This is a genomic window from Arthrobacter sp. StoSoilA2, from assembly GCF_019977195.1.
Lineage (GTDB): Bacteria > Actinomycetota > Actinomycetes > Actinomycetales > Micrococcaceae > Arthrobacter.
The window spans coordinates 2,657,029-2,681,862 of sequence record NZ_AP024643.1 but is presented as its reverse complement, the minus strand read 5'-3'; the positions used below and the strand labels follow the sequence as shown (position 1 = coordinate 2,681,862).

Sequence of the window (24,834 nt, the reverse complement as noted above, 5' to 3'; positions counted from 1 at the left end):
CCACTAGGTTTTGGCATTAACTTTCACCTCCGAAGTTCTTGATTCCGTTCTCCTTCGAGGCCAGTTGGTACGGTCTATAAGAACAGCAGTCACAGTAGACAATGCTCCCGCCAGCACGACCCAGACCACGGCACCTTTGATGCGGTTGCTTTGGGTTCCGCCACCGAAAATGATCTCCGGACTGGAGGGAGACGTCACCGTTGTGATCAGGTTCGACCTGACTCCCAGCTCCCGTTGAAGCTCAAGGGTGACCGTGTTGATGCGATTTATCACTCTGGCAAGGCTCTCGTTGACCCTGTCGGCGCTGGAATCGACCACCTGAACTGTCAGGACAGGCCGGCTGAAGCTCTTGGCCCACTGCCCTCCGCTATTCGGCAAGGTCACGGAATACCCATCCCGAACGCCTGCACCATATAGGGTCCCCCGGGACAGCACTAGTCCGTTCGTCGGGGAACTGCTGTTGACCCGCCGCTCGACCATGGCAGCAAAGTCCACCAACGGTCCGTAATTCCCCCCGGGAATCCAGTAGGCAGGTTCGCGGTCAGGCGCGACGAATGTGACGTCTGCCTGTGTCCAATAAACAGGGTCAGAGGAGCGGACTGCCCCCAAGGATATAAGTCCAAGAATCATCCCTGCTGCCACGACATACCATCGTCGCTTCAGTGTTCGGAATAACGTGGCCGCGGTCATGGCTACACTGGTCTTTGTGAGCTTGGCACAGCCCTTGGAACTTCGTCCACCAGCTCTTCCAGCTCTTGGGCTTTGCTCACGCTCCCTGGCGTTCTTCGCGCAGTTTTGGGCCCTTCGGTGGCTTGTCCGACGACTGGCGAAATTGGGCCGGTGGCTGTGCCCGCACGCATCGTCCGCAGGGCATGTCCGTGCTTAATGGCGCCAACTGCTTGTGGACAATGCTCCCCTTCAATGGTGGGATCACCGACCCCGGGGGTTCCCTTCGGTCCGCGTGAAAGAATCAGCCCGTCAATGATAACCGTCAACACAAGGGTGAGACCGATCCCTCCGGCGCCGGAGACAAGGAGGAGTTGCGTGCGAGCTTTAACTTCCGGCGTGGCCTGCCGATCGACCAACAATTTCATGGTTGATATTCGGGACGTAGCTGGCACGACCAGTGCATCCTGCATTTCCCCGAGAGCGAGCGGCGTCTGATCAACTACCGTTTCCAAGATGCGCAGAGTCTCCTCGGGGCTCGATGAAACCGCAGTAATCAGTAGGATGGCCCCGCTTGTGCCGCGATCAGGTTCAGCGGTGTACGATGACGTGCCAAAGTGTGTGCCGATTCGGGCCCTTACCTCTTCGGATGACAGTTTCCGGGTCAGTATGTCGAGGGCCTCACCCATCCCCCCAAGCTTGAGATACGGGTTGCCGCTATCCCCCACGCTGGAGGTGGACGGCAGCAGTACGATACTAGCCTGCGCCTTATATTTTTCGGGGGTACTGAATTGAATTGCGAAGCAGAAGACTCCCGACAAAATGATTCCCGTCAGCACGAAGTACCATCTACGCTTCAGGCTTTTCAAAACCGTTCCTAATTGCATTGTCTACTCCCAGGGTCTGAAATGGTAGATCAGTCTTCTTGTGCTACTACAACTAGTCCAGCCGTGAAGGTGCCATATCGCGACGCCGCGATGTCAGAATGATTTTGACTTTGTCTATCCCTTGTGGACCGAAAAATGCAACAGTAGCTGCCTTCGCTCCAGCCCTAAGCGCCTCGCGGATAGCGCGCGCCGGCCAAGCCAGTGCCAAATCTCTGATGACTTCCCATCTTTTGGGCAATGGAACATCCCACAACAGATCTGGAAACTCCGAATAAAATGATTCAGGTGAAACCAGTCGTCCGCGAATTCTGTTACTGACGTTGGAACCGTGGATGACCTGCAACCATGCAGGAGAGCCTCGAACTTCCGTGACTTCCATCGCCTCACCGAGGCGGTTATGCCACGCAGACCAACACGTCACGGGAGATTCCCAGCAAGCCCTGACGGAGCAGAAGGCGTTTCTCCGGTCACGCCGAAGGTAGACTGAACCCTTTCCCTTGACCAAGCCAGATGACAGATATATAGCAGTTGTCGTTTCGCCGCCAGCGACCCTCTGAAGGCGATCCACGAAATTTAGGCCCAGCCCGTCATCATTGTCCAGGTTGGTGGTCAGTAAAATGTGGCTCCGATTACCGACTACCTGTTCGATGTCACCGATTAGTTCTTCAGTGCTAATCTCGGCCCGCAGGCGCACGTCGAAGGTCTTACGTTTATTGAGTTCGTTGATTCTATCCAACAGCCATTGGGGGCTAGCCGGGTCGAAGTACACTATCCAATGGAAGTTTTGATTGGTCTGTGCCTGGACCGACGGCAAGCAGTAAGCCTCAAACAATTCGACTCTTTCCTGCAGCCAACTGTCCTTGGCCCTAACAAAATACTCATACCCCGTTGACGGGAGATTGAAACGTGTCAGAATGACATGATCAATTGTCTGTTGCCTGTTCATGCTGTTTCTGTTTCCATCCGATGACATCATGACCGCCTTGGAGTCGTGTCTGATGGGGAACCTTCGTTGCTTTGCCTATTTCTCCCCAGCATCGATCGAACGCAATCTGCCCTGACGCCCCAACTATTCGAATTCGCAACGTCATGCATCTCCTTGCGTTGCTGCAACGTCAACGAAGTCGCCATAGTGGCCTGAACGAGTCCCGCGAACTCTGACGGGCTTCGCGCTATGGCGATGGCGCTGCAGTCCACCCACCTGGTGGAGGGGAGGTCAGTCGCTACCACGGGCACGCCGGCGGCTAAATACTCAAGTGTCTTCAATGGAAAACTTGACCTGTTAAATTCCGTGTCGGCATAGGGTGTCAGGCCAACTGACACGGTTTGCAAGAGTTGAGGCACCTCCCAGGGAGCGACCTGCCCACGCCAATCCACATTCCGCCGGCAAAGGAGGGCGTCGAGCCGACGTGCCGTTGAGGGGTCGGTTTCGCTTCGGGGGCCAAGCACGAGGATTTTCGTTCCGGTGTCTGCCAACGATTCGAGTGCATCCAGATTCAGGCGTTCGTTGAGTTGCCCAACCAATGCTGCAATTGGCCGGCGGCGCGCCAGATCGACGACCGTGTCTCCAGGCCTACGGCAACCATTCGGAAGGACCTCGACGGGTCTGCCGCACAAATCGGAAATCTTAGAAGCCAGCCCTTCCGAAACAGCCGTGATTATATTTGCCGACTCAATGTTGGATTCTAGGGATTGCCTCAGGAACGCCTGCGAAAAGCCGATCAGATCCGCTGCTGCCAGCCAATCATCAGTTACGTGCAGCAGCCGCGTTCCACCAAGACGGGACGGAAATGGCATGATGGGTGAAGCGTTTACGACGCCTGCTACGGAGCGTCCAGACCTGCCGACGGCCAACTCTATACACCGCATTGCGATGGCCTCGGTAGATGGGCGAATAAGGGGTTTGCTGAAGCCGGGGGGTGCGGGAGTTCTCAGTCGCTGAACATTCCGTCCAGCGCGCTCCGTGATTCCGCGAAGACTATTGAGGACGTGGTGGCGTACATCCTTATACCGCGAAACTGGGGCTGGCTGATCGACCCACAGCACAGGTCCATCGCATGCCAAGGCTTCTACCAAGAGGCGGTCAGTTCCTGGCATGCAATCCCAGCGCATGCCCGATAGGTAGACGATTGTTTCCATCAGGCCCTCCGTCCGTTCGGCCGCAGGGATGCAGCATCTGGCGACGCCGCGACAGGCTTGGCGTTGAAATCGTCCCTGGGAGAGTTCCCGAAGTAGCTGTGATACCGCCTCTGGACCTGGTGGGCTGAGAATCTAGCCAGCGCTGCCGCTTCAGCCGTCAGACTCCGCCGAAAGGACGGGCGGCTAGTGACAAAACGGTCGTAAAAGGCCAGTTGTCTCCGTGCGGTATCCGCTAAGGAGAATCTGTCTTCGACCACCTGTCGACCGAATCTGCCCAGCCGGCTCCTAGCGTCAGCATCTTCCAAAAGGGGTGCGAGTATGGACGTCAAAGCGTCTTGACCGTCGCTGGAACAAGTACCCCAACCATACCAGCCCTGCCATAGGAACGTGGGTAGACTCTCAGGCGTTAGCAATCGCCAGAAGCCCCGCTCTCCCTGCACGATCAACGGCTTCGCGAAGGAGAGACCGCGAAGGGCAGAGCCGCCCATGCCGAGAACTACATCTGCCACCGCATATGCTGGCCGCGGATCCCTGAGTTCACCCGTCAGCACCACCGTACGACGGCCTGTTGCCTCGTTGATGGCATTTGCCCTGGACGCTACTCGGTCCATTGCAGGCCCTCCCCCGGCGATGATTAATCGAACCCGCCGGTCGCGGGACAAGTTATCCACGGCCTCCAATGCGGACACTATGCCTTCAAGTTTGAGCTCATGCGCCAGCCGGGAAACACAGACGACGTTCAGTACGTCGTCGTTAAGTTCCCAGTGAGTGCGGAATTCGTCCACTCCAATGTCTGCCAAGCGACTGTTGGAGAACACATCGACCGGCGGTTCCAGCAGATAGACGTGGCGCCGGCCCAAAGACGTTTCGAGGCTTTGGATTTGTTCGGTGCCGACAGTGAGGGGCATCGACTTCGGAATAAATGGTGCCACTGACATGGACATGACTGTGGCAACGGCAGTGGAAGCCCCGACTAGTTTCGACGCGGCGAGGCATTCCAAAGCGGGAGGCCATTCATAGCCGTGGAGAACATTGATCCCATGTTGGCGTACCGCCCGTACCAGGGCGCTGATGACACTCGGCGAAGGACGCCGCCTTGGGATGGGTGCCGGGATATATTCCAAACCGAGCTCTCTGGATTTGTCCACGAGTGGCCCAGGCTGTCCGAAGAGAAATACTTCATGTCCGAGTTGCTTGACTGCGGCACCGAGTTCTATGGCATTGAGTTGGCTGCCGCCTACTCCAAGGTCGTGGGGGTATACGAGGATTTTCACACTTCTGCCTCCCTGCCCCGACCCCATCGTCGGACCTCACCCAAGTCGTTCCGCCGCAACGTCATGGTTATGGCCGTGGCGACAAGGCCCACTCCCATGGACGCCAGCACGCTCGCCAATGGTGAATGGATGGATTGCGTGAGCATGTAGCACAGGACCCCCGTAGCGACCGCGATGGTGAAAGATGGCCAGAGGCGGTCTCCCAAGGCTGCAAGCGGCACCTGCGCGCGTCTCAAGGCTCTGAGATACAGTGGCGAAGTGACAGCCAGGGCGACCAGCGCTGGCGCGGCAGCAAGCCCTGGCATCCCTGCGAACGCAGCGCCGATCACCAGTGCGGGAATGAGGGCCATCAACGCGATCACGTGCACACTGAAGATGGAAAAGGACAATCCCACGACAACGAGGTAGTCGTAAAAGAGCTCATGAATGCTGCGGAAGACTACAAGTGGTGCCAACCATAGAAGCGCCAGTCCTGCTGGAGCCCACGAGTCACCGTAGACCAGGGTGATAAGTGGCACCGCGCAGCCCATCATCACGGCAGACACCGGCAAAAGCACCGACGCAATCGCCCCTAACAGGGACAATAACGCCGATCGCATGTCTTGAGGGCTGGCCTGCAGTCGGGCGAAGGCCGCCGGAGCCACACTGCGCAGTGGCTGGGACAAGAGGCTTGCGGGCCAACCCGCCAAATTGAACGCCATGACGTAGAACCCCAACGCCACTGGGCCCAGCATCTTTCCGGCAATGAACTGGTCGACGTAACCCACACCGAAGACCACCATGCTGGCGCCTGCCAGGGGCAATCCAAAAGCCAGCAGCTGTTTCGCCAGCTTCCGGGAGAACCCAAAGCGATAGGGCAACGGAGAGTAGATCAGGAAAAGGACAGCGGAAACAAGGCTGGCCAGCACCCGTCCTACGGCAAGACTCATGGCACCCATGCCCATGATGACGAGAACCAGGGAGACGCCTGCCCCAAGCCAAACGTTGACCTGGTCAATGATCATGCGTTGGCCCTGACGGAAGTTCCGCTGCAGAACGGCCGCAGGCGTAGCCACCAGCCCGTTGAGGACGATGCAGAAGGCGAGCGCCCTGACGACGTCGGTGGCGGCTTCGTTTCCCATGGCTGCTGTGAAGTATGGCGCCATCACATAGGAGCCTGCGAAGAGAACAATGCTGCATGCCGTTGAGATCGTAGTCACGGTCGCGGCGATTTCCTTGGGATCCCCTGGCCATCGAACGATCGCCAGGCTGACCCCAAGTTCGTTGAAGCTCAGTACAGCCATCAGCGCCACGAAGGCCACAGCGTATGTTCCGAATTGTTCGGGCCCCAGTAACCGCGCGAGTGCTATGCCGATTGCGATTGTTCCCAAGCGTGTCACGACTGCGTTCAGGACGCTGATGACGAACGCCCGTGTTGGAGTGGGCGTTCGCGGGTTTGCAGCACGGCTGCGGAGGGTCACAGGGCGTCCTCCAGTTCGGGTGAATAGCCGCGGCGGATGACGCGTGCGGGCACGCCGGCCCATGTTTCTTCGTCGGGAACATCGGTTAGTACTGCCGCTCCCATGCCGATGGTTGCGCCGGCGCCGACGGTGCGGCGCTCGCGGACGCTGGCGTTCATGCCGATGTAGGCGGCGCGGCCGATGTGGACGTTCCCGCCGAGGGATACGCCTGCGGCCAGGGTGGCGAAGTCGCTGACGACGTCGTCGTGTGTGAGCGTGACGCCGGGCATGGCTACTACGTGGCTTCCGACTGTGACGGAGGCTGTCATGGTGACGTTGGCCAGAAGGATGCTGCCCAGGCCGATTCTGCATCCTTCCGGTGGATGTACTGATGAGTCGATCGCTGTCGCATAGCGGTCCTCTGCGAGGCCCAGGGTGCGTAAGCGCATGACGACGCTTTCGCGTCCCCGGCCGGATCCAATACAGACAAGCAGCATGGCGTGTGGGAAGGTCAGGGCTTCGCGGATGGGGCCCAGTACGTGGGCGCCGTCCACGACGCGTCCGAGTTTGTCTTCGTCGTCGTCCAGGATTCCGATGACGTCGTATTGTCCGGTGTTGCGGACCATGGCCAGGACTTCGCGGGCGAGTCCGCTGGCGGCGATGAGGAGGAGCTCGGTCATTGTCCCTGTCCTGCCGCGCGAAGTACGGAGTCGATGACCCGGACCTGGTCACCCAGGGTGAGTTGGTGGTAGAGAGGCAGGATCAATGTGTGCTCTGTCAGCCATTCAGTTGCTGCCAGTGAAACCGCGGCCTTGGCTTCCCGGGCGTAGGCAGGTTGCCGGTGTGCGGCCATGATGCCGCGTCGTGCCGATATTCCCTCCTCTGCCAGGCGGCTCATCAGGGCGTCTCTTCCCAGGGGGAAAGCCGTGCCTACTTCCAGCCAGCAGGACTGGAAGTTTCCGGTTCCGTAGCCTGGGTCGTCTACTAGGCGGAGGCCTTCGATACCGGCGAAGGCCTGAGCGTAGTTGGCGGCCAGTTCGCGTCTGCGTTGTACTGCCTGGTGCAGGCGGCCGAGTTGGACGATCCCGACGGCGGCCTGGAGGTCGGTCATGCGGTAGTTGAAGCCGACTTCGAGGTACTCCTCGGCGGGGGCCAGGACGCTGGCATGACGGTCCGCCGCTGAGACGCTCATTGCGTGTTCGCGGAGGCGGCGGGACCGGTCTGCGAAGTCCCGCCTTGGCGTGGAGAGCATCCCGCCTTCGCCGGTGGTGAGGATTTTGCGGGGGTGGAAGGACCATGCGACCAGTTCGGCGCCGGCTCCTACCGGCCGGCCGCGGTAGCGTGAACCGATGCCGCAGGCTGCGTCTTCCACCACGGTGATCCCGAGGGGGTCGCACAGGGCCCGGATGGGATCGAGATCCACGGGTACTCCGCCTTGGTCCACGACTATGACGGCCCGTGTGGCCGGCGTCAGGGCGGCGGCGATCGTTTCGGCGGTGACACAACCCGTTAGGACGTCGACGTCGGCGAAGACCGCCCGGGCGCCTACGTAGCTGGGGGCATTTGCGGTTGCGATGAAGGAGAAGGAGGGAACTACGACGTCGTCTCCCGGGCCGATACCGGCGACGGCGAGTGCCAGGTGCAGGGCTGAGGTGCAGCTGGAGACCGCGACGGCGAAAGCGGCCTGTTGCTCCAGGGCGAAGGCTTCCTCGAACTGCTTGACTTTGGGGCCTTGGGCCACCCAGCCGGAAGCGATGACCTCGGCGACTGCTTGGGCTTCTTCTTGCCCTAGCCACGGTTTCATGACGTCGATGCGTGCCAGGGAGGTTTCGGAGGTTGTCATCGTGCACCCACTGAGGGTGCTTCGGGCCGGGCAAGTTGCCGGGAGGCTGCGATTTCTTCTCGGAGGGGACGCCACCAGGTGACGAGTGAGCGGAGTCCATCTTCAAGTTCTATGGCGGCTTCAAAACCGAGGTCCCGCTTGGCTGCGGTGACGTCTGCGAGCCGGCGGGCAACTCCGTTGACTGCCCGTTCAGGTCCGTGGTCAAGGTGCAGTGGGGACTGCATGACCCGCAGCAGGGTTTGCGCGAGTTCGGCCAAGCTGGTTTCCGTGCCGCTGGCTACGTTGTAGACACCCTCCCGGACGTCGCTGGCGGCTGCGAGGATGTTGGCCCTTGCGACGTCGGCGGTGTGGATGAAGTCCATTGTCTGGTGGCCGCTGCCGAAGATCAGGGGCGGAAGGCCGTCGACTATTCGCTCCATCCAACGGACAAGTACCTCTGTATAGAGTCCGTGGACGTCCATGCGGGGTCCGTACACATTGAAGTACCTCAGGAGGACGTAATCCAGGCCGGACATGGCTCGGAAGCTCCTCGCCATTCCTTCGTTGAAGGATTTCGCGGCCCCATAAAAGGTGTCGTTGTTGTGGTGGTGGTGTCTCTCGGTGGTGGGGAATTCCTCTGCCATTCCGTAGACGGAGGCACTCGAGGCCGCGATGACCTTGTCCACCTTGTGCCCAACGGCGGCTTCGAACACGTTGAAGGTTCCATCCACCAGGACCTCAAGCGCCAAACGTGGCTCCTCGGCGCATTGGGTGATTCGGATCGCAGCCTGATGGAAAACCAGGTCTTTGCCCCTGGTGAGGTCGTGGACCAGGTCCCGGTCCCTCAGGTCACCTTCCACCAACTGCACGAGTCCGGTAGCCAGGGCATCGTTGAGGTTTGCCCGGCGCCCCCTGACGAGGTTGTCCAGGACGTCCACGTGCGCCGCACCGGCGTCGAGCAGTTGGTCTACCAAGGTGGATCCGATGGTTCCGGCGCCTCCGGTGACCAGGACGTTGGCGCCGAGCAGCTTGTTCACTGTGCGACCTGGAGGGCGACCCCGTTGCCGGCAACGATGGTTGACTGGCCGTCTGTTCCAAGGCTTTGGGTGACGGCTTCCAGTACTGAGAGGACCCTGAGCCCGGATTCGCCACTGGTGCGCGGTATGGTGTGGTTCCTGATGGAGCCGGCCAGCTCGGCGACGACCTGGCCCAATGGTTCGCGTTCCTGCAATGCCGGTGACCAGGTGTCGCCCAGACGATACGAGATGGCAGAGTTCTTTTTGTCCGCCGCGGACCGCGGCTGTTGTTCCAGGCTGACGCCGCGATCGTAGACGCTGAGCCGTTGTTGCGGGTTCAGGTCGTCCCAGACCAACGTCCTCTTTGAGCCGCCAATGATCATCTGGCGGATTTTGGTGGGACTGAGCCAGTTCACGTGGATATGCACCATGGCGTCGTTTGGCAGGCCGAAGGTCAGATGGCCTACACAGTCGCGGCCCGTACCCAGCGGATCCGCGCCGTGGGCAGAGATCTCGGTGGGGTGCAGGCCTCCCGGCAGGACGAAGTCCAGGATCGAGAGATCGTGGGGTGCAAGATCCCAGAACACATTGACGTCCGGTTGGACAAGTCCGAGGTTGATGCGCACGGAGTCGACGTACAGGATGTCGCCCAATGCCCCACTTGATACGAGCTCCTGGATCTTCAAAACCGCGGGAGTGAAGCAATAGGTATGGTCTGCCATGAGGACGAGGCCGCGGGCTTTGGCTTCCTCCACCATTTCCAGGCCCTTGGCACGGCTGTCCGCGAGTGGCTTCTCGACGAGCACGTGCATGCCGGCCCGCAATGCAGTCATCACTACTCCGTGATGCGTGTGCGCTGGTGTCGCCACGGCGACGGCGTCCAGGTTGTAGGTGTCCAGGAGTTCGTCCAAGGACTCGACGACGGCGACGCCGCCTACTGTTTCGGCCAGCCGAAGTCCGCGCTCCACGTCAAGATCGCAAATTGCCACGAGTTCCCAGTCCGGGCTGGCTTTAAGGTTCCTGGCGAGGTTCGGGCCCCAATATCCCGCTCCGACCACGGCGATCCGCAATTTCGGGGTCATCCCGTGGCCGTTAAGGTGGCCTGATGGAATAGTTCCTATGCTCATTTTCCACTCGGATTCTGTGTTGGATAGCTCGGTTCTTTCTCAGGTAATGCTTGTTGTGGTGCTCGGCGTGTCTCGTGTCGGTCAGTAAGTTCCAGCAGGTCGTTCAATAGGCGCCGGAGGGCTGGATCATGGCCCTGAAGGTGCGCCACATGATCATCAGGTCGCCTGCTATCGACCAGTTTTCGACGTAGTACAGGTCCAGCCGGACGGCTTCATCCCAGGGAAGATCGGATCGTCCATTGATCTGCCACAAGCCGGTAATTCCGGGTTTGATTAGCAGCCGGCGATGGGTATGCCGTTCGTAGCCACTGACTTCGCGAAGGAGCGGCGGACGGGGGCCCACCAAGCTCATGTTCCCGGCCAGCACATTCCAGAACTGGGGTAGCTCGTCCAAGGAGTACTTGCGCATCCAACGGCCGCACTTGGTGACCCGGGGATCATCACGCATCTTGAAGAGGACGCCAGCTCCCTGGTCCTTTCCGCTGAGTTCCTCCAGCCGCGCTTCGGCATCGACCACCATGGAACGGAACTTCAGCATCTGGAAGGTGGTGCCTCGCCTACCGATCCGTTCCTGCCGGAAAAGCACTGGACCCGGGCTGTCCAACCTGACTATCAGCGCCAAAACAGCCAGCAGGGGCGCCAGGCAAAGCAAAGCAGTAGCCGAAACCACAATGTCCATGAGGCGCTTGAGCGTGTGTTTGCCACCGGAGTAGTGCGGAATATCCACGTGCATCAGGGGCAGGCCCTCAACGGGGCGCCAGTGGATACGTGGGCCAGCCACGTTGGTCAGCGTTGCTGCCAGGACGAGTTCGGCAGAATCTTCTTCCAGGCGCCAGCCCAACTCCTGGATGAACTGGTTGCCGCCAGGGACCGGACCGGCAACGATCACCGCGTTGGCGCCCGTCTGACGCACAGTATGGGCAATGCCGTAAATCGACGACAAGACGGGGACCCGCACGTTATCCACCACCAGGACGGCGCCACGCCGGGCCCCTGGAAGGCACGCCCCCAGAATGTTGTACGCGGCACCGGACTTCCGGTTGATTTGCTTGATGACGTATCTGACGTCCTGTGGCTCCCCCACCACAATGGCACGGGAGAGGCAGCGGCCGCGCGACTTTTCGAACGTTAGCCAGCGGCGGAACATCCACCGGCTGCCTGTCAGGGACACCAAGCCCACGGGCAGGGACACCAGGACGAAGGAGCTTGCGGACTCCAGCCGGAATACGACTGCCACGAGCCCCAGAAAGCCGAAAACGCGCAGGCTTGCGGACAGGACCCGCTTGTATTCTTCGGGCCCCACGCCGAGTACTTTCGGATCCCGTGTCCGGTAGACCTCCAGTGCTCCCAGCCAGGCAATGCCAAGTATGAAGCCGAGCATAAGCTGGCGCTCGTGTCCCGCGCCGCCCGCCGCAACGGCAAGGCCGTCAGTGTTCAGAAGGAAACCTGACGTGACTGCTGCCGCTACCAAGGCGCTGTCGGCCAGTCGAAGACTGTTGGTGAGCAACCGTGTCCAGCCATACCGGCGGGCCAGGGCGGAGGTGCTGCGGGAGCGGCGGTGGGTGACTGGCGGCTTGAGGTCCAGGGTGACATCTGCCCTCAAGGCCGCCAGTCCCGCCTTTTCAGTCCGTTGTGCAGCAACGGACTTGTCAATCCAGGGAGACACCGGCGGATTGACATCGGCGACGGCAGGTTTGGCTGTGAACGCCGCGCCCAAGGAAAAGGGATGCGCACCCTGTGGTGCCCCCACCTTGCCCGAACGCAAGACTGGAACCTTTACCATGTCAGCCTTCTTCGCAGACCTGCCATTGCCTACAACCCAGTGAAGCGGCGGCGGTCAGGAGGCGCACCAGTAGTCTGTACTCAAGTTTGCGCAGCTTTACCCATGGCTCCTACGTGCGAGTACCTACCTGGCTGATGCAGGACTACGTGCTCCAAGCGTCACGAAACCAGCGAAAACCGCTAAATTCCGGGCTGCAAGCAGGACAAACAGGGCGCGAAACGACACAAAAAACCGGCCACCGCAGGTGGCCGGTTGTTGCCGTTATAGAAGGCTCCTAGTCCTCCAGGCTTTCGAGGTCTTCGTCCAGGACCTCATCATCGTCCTCTTCCTCGTCATCAAACACCTGGAGCGGAGTAACCTCGGAATATGCCTCGTACAGGGCGTCTTCGTAAACCTCGAAGGCATCTGCGACGGCGAAGAACGCCGCCTCGACGTTGGGGTCACCCTCCCCCCGGCGGGCTGAAGCGGCGGCCAAGTGCTCTTCCAGGGCAGCAGTCAATGACTGAAGCGCGACACGCGGATCGATGCTCATGACTTCACGTTAGCCCGAAAAGGACGAAAATGGAGAGGGATGAAGGAACAATTTCGAGGCAGCTCCGAAGAGCGCCAACGTGACTATGCACGTCAGTACGAGTACCTCGTACTGACGGTAGGACCTGACGATTCACTGCCCGAAGCCCGGCGTCGGCTCGCAGAGCACTCCGAGTACGGGAAGTGGGAGCTGGAACGCAGCCGGCTATACCTCGGCGGCGGCAGACGCTTCTGGTTGCGCCGAAAAGTCTATTCCGTGCAGCGCACGGTCTAGTCAGCTGTCCCGTTTCCTCAGCTGTCAGGTTCCTCAGTTGTCAGGTTCCTCAGTTGTCCAGGGGCCCAAGCCAGGCGCTCGCCACCGTGTTGTGCGCCGATTCGTCATTGGACGGGTGGAAAATTCCAGCGAGTACGTCCCGGTAGAGGCGTTCCAGTTCCGAGCCGCGGAAGTAGCTGGATCCTCCCGTGACCCTGATCGCCAGATCCACCACGTAACGGGCATTTTCCGTGGCACGCGACTTGAGTCCAACAAACTTGGGGAACCACTGGGCTCCATGGTCCACCAGGTTGTCGATGTCGCGGGCAACGGTCGACAATTGGGGATAAATGCCGTCCATGGCCAGGGCCGCGTCGGCAACTTTCCAACGGATGTCCGGGTCCTGGGCGAAAGTGCGTCCGCCGTGTTTCGCCGAGACCCTTCGCTTGACGCTTTCAATGCCCAGCATGAACGCACGCTGCGCCAACCCGGTGTAGACCGCTGCCAACAAGGTCTCAAAGCAGGCAAAAATCGCGAATATCAGTAAGTCCTGGTTAGGCCCGACAGGCAGTTTACGGAAGATCCGCTCCGATGGAACCGCCGCTCCCTTCAACAGGGTGGTGTTCGAGGCACTGGCCCGCATGCCCAGGGTGTCCCAATCGTTGAGGGTTTCGTGCCCGGGTTCATCACGGTGGATGAATCCGAAAACCAACTCGCCCTCTCCGTTTCTGGCGTTTGCGTCCTTGCCGAACGTTCCCAGACGGGTCCAACCACGGGAGAGGCTCGTGAAGATCTTCCGTCCGGTGAATCGATAACCACCGTCAGGCAACGGCTCCGCAAGGGTCGTGGAATCGAACAGCATTGAATCGTTGCCCGCTTCCGAAATTCCGAAAGCGAACACTTCCCCCTTGCCGGCTTCCTTCAGCACGAAGTCCAGCGAGTCGTCCCCCCTTGCAGCCATGACATGCGCGACGCCGGTCCAGACCAGATGCATGTTGACTGCCAGTGCTGTGGCCGGGGCTGCCGTGGCGAGGCGCTGCTGCAACGCAGCTACCGCTTCCAGACCAAGTCCCAGACCGCCGTCGGCGACTGGCACGAACAGTTTCAGGTAACCGGCGGCAGCCAGCTCTTCGAGGTCTTCATGGAAGAAGAGATTGTCGTGGTCATATCCAGCCGCCCGCCCGCGGAGCCGCTCCAACAGCGCATCCGGAAGGATTTCCTCTGGATTCATAGCCCACCGTCTTTCCTGAAGATTGCGTTTAGTAGTTGCTCAGCAGCTTGTTGAGGACCCGCGCGCCGAACTGCAGGGACTCTGCCGGAACCCGCTCGTCCACCCCGTGGAACATGCCCGTGAAATCAAGCTCGTCGGGCAGCATCAGTGGAGCGAAGCCGTAGCCGGTGATGCCGATCTTGCTTAAGGACTTGTTGTCTGTCCCTCCCGAGAGGGTGTAGGGAAGCACCTTGGCGCCCGGGTCCTCGGAGTGCAAGGCGTCGATCATGGAGTCAACGAGGTTGCCGGCAAACGGCACCTCCAGGGAGACATCCTTGTTGACGTAGCTGATCTCGATGCCATCCCCGGCAAGCTCCTTGATGGTTTCGAACACCAGTTCCTGCTGGCCCGGCAGCGTTCGGCAATCCACGAAGGCCTCGGCCGATTCCGGGATGACGTTGTGCTTGTAGCCCGAGCGGAGCAGGGTGGGGTTGGAGGTATTTTGCAGCGTTGCTCCCACGAAACGGGCGACGGTGCCAAGCTCCTTGAGCAGGATGTCCGGGTTGTCGGCGTCAAACTCCACGCCAGTGAGTTCGGTGACGCCGTCCAGGAACTGCCTGGTGGTGGGAGTCAGTTCCACAGGCCACTTGTATTCGCCGATTCTGGTGACGGCCGCCGCGAGCCGGGTGATCGCGTTGTCCGTATTGATTTGCGAGCCGTGGCCGGCCCGTCCATGGGCAACCAGCCGCAACCAGGACAAGCCCTTTTCGGCAGTTTGAAGCAGGTACGTGCGCTGGCCACCGATAGTCGCGGAGAATCCACCCACTTCGGAGATGGCCTCGGTGGCGCCATCGAACAATTCGCGGCGGTGCTCCACGGCATACCGGGCGCCATAGGTGCCGCCGGCTTCCTCGTCCGCGAAGAAGGCGAAAATGATGTCCCGCTTGGGCCTGCGGCCAGTCCTGGCGAAGTCCCGCATTACCGAAAGGATCATGGCATCCATGTCCTTCATGTCCACGGCACCGCGACCCCAGATCAGTCCGTCCTTCAGCTCACCGCTGAAGGGGTCAACGCTCCACTGATCCTTCAGGGCCGGTACAACGTCCAAGTGTCCGTGGACCACCAACGCGTCAGCTGAAGGGTCCTCCCCCGCCATGCGCGTGACGACGTTGGCACGTCCCGGTGCGGACTCGAAAATCTCGGCCTCAAGGCCCACTTCCGTGATCAGGCCAGCTGTGTACTCCGCAGCAGCACGTTCGCCCGGTCCGGTGTCGTCGCCGAAGTTGGAGGAGTCGATCCGGATGAGCTCCTGGCAAATCCGGACAACTTCGTCTTCGGGGCGGATGACAGACATGGAAATTCTCCTTGCGTTGGCTGGGCTGCAGGTGCCGACGACGCGCACTGCGGACCCCGCAGCTCTACCGTCCCGTGTTCCACCAGCCTACTCACCGCAAGCGCCCCCAGTTGAGCAATTCCGGGCGCCGCCACGCGTTGAAAGCCTCTAGGCCGTCCTGACCAGCACCGATTTTTTAGTTGCTTCAAACCGTGTTAGAGTTTTTCTCGCTGCTTCGGAGGAAAGTGAAGTACCGGAAGGTGCAGAACGGCTTCTCTGAACACTACCTGCGCGGGTGGCGGAATGGCAGACGCGCTAGCTTGAGGTGCTAGTCCTCGAAAGGGGGTGGGGGTTCAAGTCCCCCTCCGCGCACAAAGAAGGCCCCGGGAAACCGGGGTTTTTTTGTGCCCTCAACGGGGTTTTGTGCCCTCAACCATGCTGGGCCCCACCCAATCATGGGTGGTGTTTACTCAGCCAACGGCCAGCCCCTCCATGACTCCAAGGCCACCCGTTTGATCTGTCCGGCCGGAAACCATTCCACATGATAGTCCCGCCGATCATCCATCCATTCCACAAGGCCGTAGGTCCGTGTGTACTTGATGGCCCGTCCATACACCTCACCAACACGGACAAGCGGTTGGGCCGCCGGCTCAAGCTCCATGATCTTGCCATCGTCAGGCTTCGGGTGGTTGGCCTCCGCCTCGGTCTGCAACATCATGCGGGCGAAAGCTTTGGAGTCTTGCTTGGGTCTCATAAATCCAAGAATAGAACATATGTTCGAATGCGGCCGACCGTTTGCCCAGGGCCCCCTCTCAATTGCCTTGGCTGGCAGCCTTCTCCACCGCCGCGAGCATACTTTCGAAGGTCGCCCGCAGCATTCGGTCAATCAAAGGACCGGTCAGGCGGCCGACGGGCCCACCTCTGGGCACATAGCGGTAGTCAAAGGTGAGCGCCGTCCCTTCGCCATCTGGCTGGAGGACGAGCCTGGAGTCGGCTTCTTTGAAGGGCACCAGCGCCGATGGCTCGTTCCTCGTTGCCAGGGCGCGGCCTCGCTCCCATTCGGTGATGGTCTCGATCATCGAGCCGACGGGCGACAAATGTACCCGACGGCGGGCACCCAGCCCTTGGGTCCTGTTACCGATGGTTTGTGATGCCCTTAGGCCGTTCCAGACGTCAGCGAGGTTGCCGAAATCCGCTAAAACAGCCCAGATGGAGTCACTGGTTGCAGCTGCTTGTCGCCGTACGGTCAGGTGGCGTTCCCTCATGATCAGAGAATATCCCGCCCCCAAGGATTTAAGGAGGGCCTAAGACAAGGGAGCCACGCTGCCCCTGAAGTGACGCCGGCCGCTGCGTGGGTTCCACGCGACGTAGTCCGAACGCTGCCAAGCCCCCGTTTCCGCCTGGATGGTGGAGATGTCCAGCGCCACCCGGGCCGGCAGGAATACTGGCGCTTCAAACGTCACGTCCCAGGCGAAGGCATCAGACTTGACCGCTCCGACATCTGCCAACGCCCGGGAGGCAAGGTACATGCCGTGGGCAATGGATCCCCTCAGGCCCAATGCTTTGGCCGATAGGACGCTCAGATGGATGGGATTGAAATCGCCCGACACGGCGGCATAACTGCGACCGATGTCCAGGTCCAGTTGCCACAGGGCCGTGGGGTCTGGCGGGGAAAAATTGCCATTGTCCCCGGAGCCGCTTGAGTTTCCGGGCTTGTCGATACCAGGCAGGAAGACCCCTTTCGCAAGGTATGTGGATACTCCCCGCCACAGCAGTTCGCCTGAGGAGCTGGAGCGGACTTCGGCGATGACATCCACTTGCGTACCCGCCCGATGACCCGAAAGGTTCTCTGACCAGGACCTGATGTCCAGGGCTTCTGTGAACTGAATGGGAACCTGCTGCTCTACATGGTTCCTGAGGTGGATCATCCCGAGCAACGGCAACGGAAAATCATCCCGGTTCATCACGCTCATGGACACCGGAAAGGCCAGTGCGTGCACGAATCCTGCTGGCAGGATGTCACTGGCGGTCTCCCCCAAAAGGTGCTGGTAGGCGGTCAGGTTGGCGACATCCGCCTGGACTCCCATGACCTCGTGGCTAACGGCCGGCAATGTCGCCTGCCCCGCCGATGACCCCAGAACGCGGCGGCGGGCGGCAGTTGCCGCTGCATTCATGTAGAGCTTGGGCAGCGACGGCAGCTCCCCAAGGATGACCGGCTGCGGTTTGTTCATGCTCCCACCAGTTGCTGTCCACACACGCGAAGGACTTCGCCCGAGATTCCTCCCGCGGCATCGCTCGCAAGGAAAGCGATGGCCTCCGCCACGTCCTGTGGCTGGCCACCCTGCCTCAGGGAATTGGCTCTTCGCGCTGCTTCCCGTATGACGAATGGCATCCGGGCCGTCATCTCTGTCTCAATAAACCCTGGTGCTACAGCGTTGATCGTCCCCCCGAAGGACTCCATGAGCGGCGCAGTTGAGCGCACCATTCCAATCACGCCACCCTTGGACGCGGCGTAGTTGGTTTGGCCCCTGTTGCCGGCAATGCCGCTGGTGGATGCCACCGCAACGATGCGCGGCTTTTCCTTGAAGTGCTCCGATGCCAGGAGGGCCTCATTGATCCTCAGTTGCGCGGCGATGTTGACGGCGATGACAGACTGCCAGCGGCCCTCATCCATGTTCGCCAGGAGCCGGTCGCGCGTGATGCCGGCGTTATGGACTACGATGTCGAGCCTGCCATGGCGTTCCACTGCGTGGTCGATCATCCGGTGACCGGCGTCGTCACGGGTGATGTCGAGTTGGAGGGCGGTCCCACGGACCTCGTTGGCCACTGCTGCCAGATGATCCCCCGCGGCAGTTACATCCACCAGCACCACTTTTGCCCCGTCACGGTGGAGCGTCCGGGCGATCGCGGCACCAATGCCCCGCGCTGCACCAGTGACGACGGCTACTTTTCCGGCGAGGGGCTTGCCGGCGTCAAAGGGCAGGCTGCCGGAGGAGGAGCTGATCGTGAGGAACTGGCCATCCACATAGGCGGAGCGGCCTGAAAGGAAGAACCGGAGGGCTCCCAGGGCTGACGGGCTTGTGGTGGCTAGATCCTCATCGAGGAGAATGCCATTGGCGGTGGCACCGGCGCGCAATTCCTTGGCCAGTGAACGCAGCAGGCCGTCGATGCCCTGCCGGGCCGCCGCCGCAGCGGGCGCTGGTGCCGACTGGGCTGTTCTTGAGAGCGTAATGACGCGTCCGTTGGGCGAGAGGTCCCGCAAGGAAGCGCCAAGTGTCAGCATTGGCTTGCCCAGGTCCTCCGGGTGCTGCACGGCGTCGAGGACAACGATGATGGCCCCGAGCTTTTCCTTCGGCAATGCATGACGGCGAATGTCCAGGCCCCAACCAAGAAGCGTGGTGGCAAGGTCATCTGCGCCCAGGCTGTCGCCGTTTACCAGCACCGGCCCAGCGATAAGCGGTGCGCCTGGCTGGTGTCGGCGGAGTTCAACCGGCTGCGGCAGGCCGAGCCTTTTGGCGACGTCCTTTCCCAGTCCTTTGCTGACGATTTTGGCGTATTTGTCTGTCATCACGCTCCCCTAGGCTGCTTCCAGAATGGCAACAACGCCCTGCCCGCCGGCGGCGCACACGGAAATCAGGCCACGTGCCGGCCTTCCATCCACAGCTCCCTTTTCATGGAGCATCTTTGCCAGCGAGGCCACGATCCTGCCACCGGTTGCTGCAAATGGGTGCCCGGCAGCAAGTGAAGAACCGTTGACGTTGAGCTTGGTGCGGTCCACCTTCCCCAGCGCGCCGTCCAGCCCCAACCGCGTTCGTCCGAAGTCCTCATCTTCCCAGGCGGCCAGGGTGCTGAGGACGGTCCCGGCGAAGGCCTCATGGATTTCGAAGAAGTCGAAGTCCTCAAGGGACAGCCCATGGCGGGCGAGGAGGCGCGGTACGGCAAAGACCGGCGCCATCAGAAGTCCGTCCTTGCCGTGGACAAAGTCGACGGCGGCTGCCTCACCGTCCAGGACGGTGGCGAGCTTGGGCAGGCCCCGGCTGTCCGCCCACTCCTCGGTGGCAAGCAAGACCGTTGCGGCACCATCGGTCAGCGGCGTCGAATTGCCGGCGGTCATGGTGGCCTCGGATCCCAGGTTCCTGCCAAAGACAGGCTTCAGTGTGGAGAGCTTCTCCAACGTGGTGTCTGCGCGAAGATTCGAGTCCCGGTTGAGGCCGCGGTACGGAGTAATGAGGTCCTCGAAGAAGCCGCGCTCGTACGCGTCGGCGAGGTTGCGGTGGCTGTTAAAGGCCAGTTCGTCCTGTGCCTCCCGGCTGATCTTCCACTGTGCCGTAGTGAGGGCTTGATGTTCGCCCATGGACAGGCCGGTGCGTGGTTCGCCGGTGTTGGGAGCATCCGGGGCCAGGTCCTTTGGCCGGATGCGCGCCAGGACCTTCAGCTTCTGGACGGAGGTCTTTGCGCGGTTGAGGTCCAGCAGGATTTCCCGCAGCCCCTCGCTGACGGCGATCGGGGCATCGGACGCGGAGTCAACGCCACCGGCGATCGCGGATTCGATCTGGCCCAGCTTGATCTTGTTGGCAAGCCCAAGCACGGTTTCCAGTCCCGTGGCACATGCCTGCTGAAGGTCGTACGCGGGTGTCTCCGGAGATAACGCCGAACCCAGTACAGCCTCACGGGTGAGGTTGAAGTCGCGGGAATGCTTCAGCACGGCTCCGGCCGCTACTTCACCGATCCGTTCATCCTGCAACCCGAAGCGCGCGATCAGTCCATCCAGCGCAGCAGTAAGCATGTCCTGGTTGGAGGACTTCACATAAGCGCCGCCTGTGCGGGCAAACGGGATGCGGTTTCCCCCAACGATCACGGCAGAACGCGTGCCTTGTATGCCCTTGCCCTGCTCTGCGCTTGCGAAGCCGCCTGTACCTGTTCCCGCGGTACCAGTCCCGGCAGTGCCTGTGTTCGTGCCCGCGGGTGCGTCTGCTGCAGCCATGCTTGACTCCTTCGATGAATACCAGTTACTGATACCCAGCGTACCTGATACGCTGGGTATCGTGAACCGTCGCCGTACAGATTTTCCGAACGCACCTGCCCCTTCCCACGCTGGTGCTTTTGATGCCGCCACGGAGTCCGGCAACGCCAACCCGGACCCTGCGGTAGATGGGCGTGCCGCCAGATGGCAGAGCCATCGCGAGGAGCGTCGGCGCGAGCTCATCAAGGCAGCACGCAGGGCTGTGCATGCCTTGGGCAGCGAGGCGTCCATGGAAGACATCGCCGGTGCCGCGGGCACGTCAAAGTCGGTGTACTACCGCTATTTCGGCGATAAGGCAGGCCTTCAACAGGCCATGGGTGAAGTGGTTCTGGGGCAAATGCAACGCCGCATGAAAGAAGCGGCCCAATCGGCGCAGACACCACGCGAAGGCCTCTACGCCATGGTTTCGGCCTACCTGCAAATGGCGGAATCCAGCCCCAACGTTTATGCGTTCATCACCCGGTTGACGCCCGGGGAAGCTTCCTCGCAGGATGCCATTGCCGCGTCGGGCGCGCTGGGAAACTTCTTCAAACAGATCACCGACATGATCGCCACCCCTATGCGCCAGTACCTCGGTGCAGAGAAAGAAGCATTGATCGAGTACTGGCCAACTGCAGCCATTGGGCTCGTTCGGAATGCGGGTGAAATGTGGCTGGGAAGCCCTGCCTCCGACAGTAAACCGAACCAGGCCACCATGGCCGGGCACATCACGGACTGGCTATGCCTTGGCATCGCTCCTGAGCTCAAAGCAGCCAACTGACATGAGCAATGATCCATCAGTTGTAAGAACCAAAGAAGGAATCAACATGACTGAAGTAGTGGACCGGGCGCCATCAGCCCGTCAACCATCCGGCCGCGAGGATGCGGCCATGCACACCAGCGGCTCCAGCCAGCAGGGTGGGGACCCGGTGGTGGATGTCGCGGCACTGGGTGAACAGCTCTTGGGCAAGTGGGCCCACATCCGGCGTCAGGCCCGCCAAGTCGCGGGTCATCCTGATGTCCGGAAAATTGAAGGCCTCCACCACACCGAACACCGGTCCCGCGTGTTTGAACAGTTGAAGTTCCTGGTGGATAACAATGCCGTGCACCGGGCGTTTCCTACCCGCCTGGGTGGCTCCGATGACCACGGCGGCAACATTGCCGGGTTCGAAGAACTCGTCACGGCCGATCCCTCCCTCCAGATCAAAGCAGGTGTTCAATGGGGCCTCTTTGGCTCTGCTGTCATGCACCTTGGTACCCGGGAGCACCACGACAAATGGCTCCCCGGCATTATGAGCCTGGCCATTCCGGGCTGTTTCGCGATGACTGAGACGGGCCACGGCTCCGACGTCGCGAGCATCGCCACGACGGCCACCTATGACGAAGCGAACCAGGAGTTCGTCATCAACACCCCCTTCCGGGCAGCCTGGAAGGACTACATCGGCAACGCAGCAAACGATGGCCTGGCCGCCGTCGTGTTTGCGCAGCTGGTAACCAAGAACGTTAACCACGGCGTCCACGCCTTCTATGTCGAGCTTCGCGACCCCACCACTAAAGAATTCCTGCCAGGCATCGGCGGGGAGGATGACGGCATCAAGGGTGGCCTGAACGGCATCGACAACGGCAGGCTCCATTTCACGGATGTCCGTATCCCCCGCACCAACCTCCTGAACCGCTACGGCGACGTAGCTGTGGATGGCACGTATTCATCAACCATCGAGAGCCCGGGCCGCCGCTTCTTCACGATGCTCGGAACCCTGGTCCAGGGCCGGGTCTCTTTGGACGGGGCAGCCGTGGCGGCCAGCAAGGTGGCACTCAAAACAGCCATCCAGTACGCCACCGAGCGCCGTCAGTTCAACGCTTCCTCCCCCACCGACGAGGAAGTCCTGCTGGACTATCAGCGTCACCAGCGGCGCCTGTTCACACGGCTTGCTACGACCTACGCCGCGGGTTTTGCCCACGAGCAACTCCTGCAAAAGTTCGACGACGTCTTCTCCGGTGCCCATGACACCGACGCCGACCGCCAGGATCTGGAAACCTTGGCGGCCGCGCTGAAGCCCCTCAGCACCTGGCATGCTCTGGATACCCTGCAGGAATGCCGCGAAGCCTGTGGTGGCGCGGGCTTCCTGATCGAGAACCGCTTTGCCTCGCTGCGCGCGGACCTTGACGTTTACGTGACTTTTGAAGGCGACAACACAGTACTGCTGCAGTTGGTGGCCAAGCGGCTTCTGGCTGACTACGCCAAGGAATTCCGCAGTGCCGACTTCGGCGTGCTTGCGCGCTATGTAGTGGACCAGGCCGCAGGTGTCGCCTTGCACAGGACGGGCCTGCGCCAAGTTGCCCAGTTCGTAGCTGACACGGGCTCGGTGCAGAAAGCAGCACTGGCTTTGCGCGACGAGGAAGGCCAGCGGACCCTGCTGACCGACCGCGTGCAGTCCATGGTGGCCGAAGTAGGTGCTGCGCTGAAGGGCGCCAATAAGCTGCCGCAGCACCAGGCGGCAGCCCTGTTCAACCAGCACCAGCATGAACTCATCGAAGCCGCTCAAGCCCATGCCGAGCTCCTCCAGTGGGAAGCCTTCACGGAGGCGTTGGCGGAGGTTTCCGATGAGGGAACCAAGCGGGTCCTCACCTGGCTGCGGGATCTGTTCGGGCTTTCGCTCATCGAGAAGCACTTGTCGTGGTATCTCATGAACGGCCGGCTGTCGATGCAACGCGGCCGGACCGTAGGGACGTACATCAACCGGCTGCTGGTTAAGATCCGCCCCCATGCGCTGGACCTCGTGGACGCCTTTGGGTACGGACCCGAGCACTTGCGCGCGTCAATCGCGACCGGCGCCGAAGCACGCCGCCAGGATGAGGCCAGCACCCACTTCCGTAAGCAGCGCGCCAGCGGCTCCGCGCCGGCCGACGAGAAGTCGTTACTGGCCCTGAAAGGGTCAAAGTCCCGGTAGCAGGATGTGATTTCCGAACGGTGAACTTTTTTGGAAGTTTCGCCAAAGCGCGACGGCGCCGTCCCCACTCAAGGGGGGCGGCGCCGTCGTCGTTTTGCCTGCTTTCCAGGACGGCCAGCTGCTCAGCCGAGCACGGACCGATACACCTCAAGCGTGGTTTCGGTGATGGACTCCCACGAGAAATGTTCCTCGGCACGTCGCCGGCCAGCAATGCCCATTTTGCGGGCGCGCGCTGGATCCGCAACTACATCGTTCAGGGCTGCAGCGAAATCGGCCACGAATTTTTCAGGATCAAGCGGTGTTCCCGTGCCGTCAGTGACCTGCTCCAAGGGAACCAGGAGGCCGGTCTCGCCGTGCTGGACAACCTCTGGAATGCCGCCCGTAGCACTTGCCACCACTGCGGCGCCGCAAGCCATGGCTTCAAGGTTCACGATGCCCAGCGGTTCGTAAATGGAGGGGCAGGCGAATGCTGTTGCATGGCTGAGGACCTGGATGAGTTCCCGGCGTGGCAGCATCCGCTCAATGAGGATCACGCCCTCACGCTTGCTTTGGAGCTCCTCAATGAGGCGCGCTGTCTCAGCTGCCAATTCGGGAGTGTCAGCTGCACCAAGGCAGAGGACCAGTTGAACATCGGCGGGAAGGCTGGAAGCGGCGCGCAACAGGTAGGGGACCCCCTTTTGGCGCGTGTTCCGGCCAACGAACACCACACTTGGCTTGGCGGGATCCATGCCCAACGCGCGGATGGCGTCGTCCTCTTCGTCCCGTTCCCACAGGGAAACGTCGATCCCGTTATGTACCACCCGGACTTTGTCGGGATCAACGTCCGGGTAGCTGCGCAGGATGTCCTGCCGCATTCCATCGGATACGGCGATGATCGCCGCGGCAGCTTCGTAGGCTGTCTTCTCCACCCATGAGGACAACGCGTAGCCACCGCCGAGCTGTTCGGCCTTCCACGGACGCAGCGGTTCCAGGCTGTGGGCGCTCAGTACATGGGGAATGCCATGCAAGAGCGAAGCGAGGTGTCCTGCCATGTTCGCGTACCAGGTGTGCGAGTGGACGAGATCCGCTCCCGCAATATCCGGAACGATCCGAAGATCCACGCCCAACGTCTGGAGGGCAGCATTGGCGTCGCCGAGGTCGTGGGGTGTGGCGTAGGAGTCCACGGTGGCCCCGTGGTAGTCGGCCTCACGTGGGGCACCAAACGCCCGGACATGAAGATCCACGTGCTTCGCCAGCACACGGCTGAGCTCGGCAACGTGGACACCGGCACCGCCATAAATTTCCGGAGGGAATTCTTTAGTCACAATGTCTATTCGCACGTTACCCAACGTAGTCGTTCCGGCTTATGTGTTCTAGTGTGAAAGGGTCCGGAAAATCGGACTTTTGGGGGCTACGAAGACG

At 61.0% G+C, this 24,834-nt stretch carries 23 protein-coding genes and 1 tRNA gene; 4 read left to right on the top strand and 20 right to left on the bottom strand.

The genetic code is table 11. The features are described 5' to 3' along the window. Positions 1-3 precede the first annotated feature (3 nt). The 12 genes from LDN82_RS12130 to LDN82_RS12075 form a co-directional block, all read right to left on the bottom strand. A complete protein-coding gene (locus LDN82_RS12130) occupies positions 4-630 on the bottom strand; it encodes a hypothetical protein (protein ID WP_224164406.1) in 627 nt (208 codons plus the stop codon). A 62-nt stretch (positions 631-692) separates the two neighbouring features. After that, positions 693-1,553 carry a hypothetical protein gene (locus LDN82_RS12125; RefSeq protein WP_224164405.1) on the bottom strand — a complete coding sequence of 287 codons (861 nt, stop codon included), beginning with the start codon at positions 1,551-1,553 and terminating at the stop codon, positions 693-695. 52 nt (positions 1,554-1,605) lie between these two features. Then, a complete protein-coding gene (locus tag LDN82_RS12120) occupies positions 1,606-2,499 on the bottom strand; it encodes a glycosyltransferase (protein WP_224164404.1) in 894 nt (297 codons plus the stop codon). Positions 2,500-2,525: 26 nt separating this feature from the next. After that, a complete protein-coding gene (locus LDN82_RS12115) occupies positions 2,526-3,350 on the bottom strand; it encodes a glycosyltransferase (protein ID WP_224164403.1) in 825 nt (274 codons plus the stop codon). A gap of 341 nt (positions 3,351-3,691) precedes the next feature. Further along, positions 3,692-4,600 (bottom strand): glycosyltransferase, encoded by a 909-nt coding sequence (locus LDN82_RS12110; RefSeq protein WP_224167529.1) that lies wholly within the window; start codon positions 4,598-4,600, stop codon positions 3,692-3,694. 362 nt (positions 4,601-4,962) lie between these two features. Next, positions 4,963-6,426, bottom strand: a complete 1,464-nt coding sequence (locus LDN82_RS12105) for an oligosaccharide flippase family protein (RefSeq protein WP_224164402.1) — start codon at positions 6,424-6,426, stop codon at positions 4,963-4,965. Continuing rightward, positions 6,423-7,085: an acetyltransferase gene (locus LDN82_RS12100; protein ID WP_224164401.1), complete on the bottom strand. Its 663-nt coding sequence runs from the start codon at positions 7,083-7,085 to the stop codon at positions 6,423-6,425. Before LDN82_RS12100 ends, LDN82_RS12105 begins: the two co-directional genes overlap by 4 nt. Next, positions 7,082-8,248 (bottom strand): DegT/DnrJ/EryC1/StrS family aminotransferase, encoded by a 1,167-nt coding sequence (locus tag LDN82_RS12095; protein ID WP_224164400.1) that lies wholly within the window; start codon positions 8,246-8,248, stop codon positions 7,082-7,084. The genes LDN82_RS12100 and LDN82_RS12095 overlap by 4 nt, the downstream gene beginning before the upstream one ends. Continuing rightward, a complete protein-coding gene (locus tag LDN82_RS12090; RefSeq protein WP_224164399.1) occupies positions 8,245-9,264 on the bottom strand; it encodes an NAD-dependent epimerase/dehydratase family protein in 1,020 nt (339 codons plus the stop codon). The genes LDN82_RS12095 and LDN82_RS12090 overlap by 4 nt, the downstream gene beginning before the upstream one ends. Beyond that, positions 9,261-10,370, bottom strand: coding sequence for a Gfo/Idh/MocA family oxidoreductase (locus LDN82_RS12085; RefSeq protein WP_224164398.1), 1,110 nt, complete (start codon positions 10,368-10,370; stop codon positions 9,261-9,263). Before LDN82_RS12085 ends, LDN82_RS12090 begins: the two co-directional genes overlap by 4 nt. A gap of 103 nt (positions 10,371-10,473) precedes the next feature. Then, positions 10,474-12,153, bottom strand: coding sequence for a sugar transferase (locus tag LDN82_RS12080; RefSeq protein WP_224164397.1), 1,680 nt, complete (start codon positions 12,151-12,153; stop codon positions 10,474-10,476). Positions 12,154-12,427: 274 nt separating this feature from the next. After that, positions 12,428-12,685 carry a hypothetical protein gene (locus LDN82_RS12075; RefSeq protein WP_223932823.1) on the bottom strand — a complete coding sequence of 86 codons (258 nt, stop codon included), beginning with the start codon at positions 12,683-12,685 and terminating at the stop codon, positions 12,428-12,430. 39 nt (positions 12,686-12,724) lie between these two features. Here LDN82_RS12075 and LDN82_RS12070 point away from each other — a divergent pair, with 39 nt between their 5' ends. Beyond that, positions 12,725-12,958, top strand: coding sequence for a DUF5703 family protein (locus LDN82_RS12070; RefSeq protein WP_216925728.1), 234 nt, complete (start codon positions 12,725-12,727; stop codon positions 12,956-12,958). Between the two features lie 49 nt (positions 12,959-13,007). Here LDN82_RS12070 and LDN82_RS12065 read toward each other — a convergent pair whose 3' ends face one another. Both LDN82_RS12065 and LDN82_RS12060 read right to left on the bottom strand, forming a co-directional pair. Beyond that, complete coding sequence (locus LDN82_RS12065; RefSeq protein ID WP_224164396.1) at positions 13,008-14,168, bottom strand: acyl-CoA dehydrogenase family protein; 1,161 nt, start codon at positions 14,166-14,168, stop codon at positions 13,008-13,010. A gap of 28 nt (positions 14,169-14,196) precedes the next feature. Then, positions 14,197-15,501 carry a M20/M25/M40 family metallo-hydrolase gene (locus tag LDN82_RS12060; protein ID WP_224090323.1) on the bottom strand — a complete coding sequence of 435 codons (1,305 nt, stop codon included), beginning with the start codon at positions 15,499-15,501 and terminating at the stop codon, positions 14,197-14,199. A gap of 268 nt (positions 15,502-15,769) precedes the next feature. Between LDN82_RS12060 and LDN82_RS12055 the strand changes: the two genes are divergently transcribed. Continuing rightward, positions 15,770-15,852: transfer RNA gene (locus LDN82_RS12055), tRNA-Leu, on the top strand. Positions 15,853-15,946: 94 nt separating this feature from the next. Here LDN82_RS12055 and LDN82_RS12050 read toward each other — a convergent pair. Genes LDN82_RS12050 through LDN82_RS12030 form a run of 5 tightly spaced genes read right to left on the bottom strand, consistent with a single transcriptional unit; the run spans position 15,947 to position 20,464 of the window. Next, entirely contained in the window at positions 15,947-16,234 is a 288-nt protein-coding gene (locus LDN82_RS12050; protein WP_224164395.1) for a hypothetical protein, read from the bottom strand. Positions 16,235-16,292: 58 nt separating this feature from the next. Next, positions 16,293-16,745 (bottom strand): SRPBCC family protein, encoded by a 453-nt coding sequence (locus LDN82_RS12045; protein WP_224164394.1) that lies wholly within the window; start codon positions 16,743-16,745, stop codon positions 16,293-16,295. 39 nt (positions 16,746-16,784) lie between these two features. Continuing rightward, the gene (locus LDN82_RS12040) at positions 16,785-17,711 is read right to left on the bottom strand and encodes a MaoC/PaaZ C-terminal domain-containing protein (protein WP_224164393.1); all 927 of its coding nucleotides are present in this window, start codon (positions 17,709-17,711) and stop codon (positions 16,785-16,787) included. After that, a complete protein-coding gene (locus tag LDN82_RS12035) occupies positions 17,708-19,048 on the bottom strand; it encodes a 3-oxoacyl-ACP reductase (protein ID WP_224164392.1) in 1,341 nt (446 codons plus the stop codon). Before LDN82_RS12035 ends, LDN82_RS12040 begins: the two co-directional genes overlap by 4 nt. Before the next feature lie 9 nt (positions 19,049-19,057). Then, entirely contained in the window at positions 19,058-20,464 is a 1,407-nt protein-coding gene (locus LDN82_RS12030) for an acetyl-CoA C-acetyltransferase (RefSeq protein WP_224164391.1), read from the bottom strand. Between LDN82_RS12030 and LDN82_RS12025 the strand changes: the two genes are divergently transcribed. Then, the gene (locus LDN82_RS12025; RefSeq protein ID WP_224164390.1) at positions 20,463-21,263 is read left to right on the top strand and encodes a TetR/AcrR family transcriptional regulator; all 801 of its coding nucleotides are present in this window, start codon (positions 20,463-20,465) and stop codon (positions 21,261-21,263) included. The genes LDN82_RS12030 and LDN82_RS12025 overlap by 2 nt on opposite strands. Before the next feature lie 46 nt (positions 21,264-21,309). Continuing rightward, positions 21,310-23,433, top strand: coding sequence for an acyl-CoA dehydrogenase (locus LDN82_RS12020; protein WP_224164389.1), 2,124 nt, complete (start codon positions 21,310-21,312; stop codon positions 23,431-23,433). Between the two features lie 122 nt (positions 23,434-23,555). On the opposite strand, the gene glgA is transcribed toward LDN82_RS12020, so the two are convergent. Further along, positions 23,556-24,752 (bottom strand): glycogen synthase, encoded by a 1,197-nt coding sequence (glgA, locus tag LDN82_RS12015; protein WP_224164388.1) that lies wholly within the window; start codon positions 24,750-24,752, stop codon positions 23,556-23,558. Between the last annotated feature and the right edge of the window lie 82 nt (positions 24,753-24,834).